This is a genomic window from Bradyrhizobium sp. UFLA06-06 (assembly GCF_054820065.1).
Map to the genome: position 1 here is coordinate 1 of NZ_JADFUD010000161.1, position 1,200 is coordinate 1,200.

At 54.1% G+C, this 1,200-nt stretch carries 2 protein-coding genes; both read right to left on the minus strand.

Going from position 1 to position 1,200, the window contains the following annotated elements:
* Window positions 1-234: hypothetical protein (locus tag IF803_RS42490; RefSeq protein ID WP_461196163.1), on the minus strand; the 234-nt coding region annotated here is incomplete at its 3' end.
* 90 nt (window positions 235-324) lie between these two features.
* The coding region (locus IF803_RS42495) for a carbamoyltransferase C-terminal domain-containing protein (protein ID WP_461196164.1) at window positions 325-1,200 on the minus strand (876 nt) is incomplete at its 5' end.

Sequence of the window (1,200 nt, forward strand, 5' to 3'; positions counted from 1 at the left end):
GTTCGTCGGCAGCGTCAGATGTGTATAAGAGACAGCTTTTTTGTCAGCTCTCTCGTAGTACGAGGTGAGCGATACTTCCAGAATCGTCACCAAAAGAACACCAACACCAAGGATTACCCATACTTCCGTTAACAGAGCGGCTAAGCGAATAACTCCCTTCCTCGCGGCGAGTAGCGCATCATTGCTAGCATAGGTGAATTCCGAAGATTGCGTTTTTTGGCATTTACCATCCATGTAGATGACTTCCTCGAAATGCGTGCCCTACGTGCGAAAGGGGTAGAAATCAAGACGCCCGCGAGGCGCACAGTTTGAACACCTCACTTTCTAATCGAGTTCATAGGAACCACGATAATCCTTCATCAGCGCTCTGCTCTGGTCTTCCTTGCGTACGAGCGAATTGCCGACGGCTAGCAGTTCAATTTCTGTTCCCATTAAACAGCGGAACGCATCCTCTGGAGTGCAAACGATCGGTTCACCTCGCACGTTGAACGAGGTATTCACGAGAACGGGGCACCCGGTTAGCTCCCTGAACTTCGATATCAAATTATGAAACCGCGGATTAGTCGTGTGATGCACAGTCTGTACCCGCGCGGAGTAGTCCACGTGTGTGACGGCTGGAATTTCCGAACGCGCGACGTTCAATTTATCGATGCCGAAGAGCTGCTTTTGCTTTTCTGACATCGGCAACTGCTTCGTGCTCATCACGTCGGCCACAAGGAGCATATATGGGCTGTCGGAATCCAGCTGAAACCATTGCGACACGTCCTCTCGCAGAACACTCGGCGCAAATGGACGGAAAGACTCTCGATACTTCACCTTGAGATTTAGCTGCTTCTGAACAGCCGCTGAGCGGGGGTCAGCAATGATGGAGCGGCCGCCTAGCGCTCGCGGGCCGAACTCCATCCGACCCTGCATCCACCCAACCGCCTTACCGTCGACGAGAGCATGTGCGACATTGTTAATCAGTGCTTCGTCCGATTCGGTCGTGAATACCGCGCCGGCCTTTCTCAGACTCTCCTCGACTTCGCACTGGCTGAACTCTGGCCCGAGATACGCGCCGTTCATGCTGTCGCCCGAATGGATGTTCCTGGGCTTTTCAAGCATGAGATGGTAGGCCGCGAATGCGGCGCCCACTGCGCCGCCCGCGTCGCCGGCGGCCGGCTGAATCCAGATGTTGTCGAAGAGTGTTTCTCGCAAGAG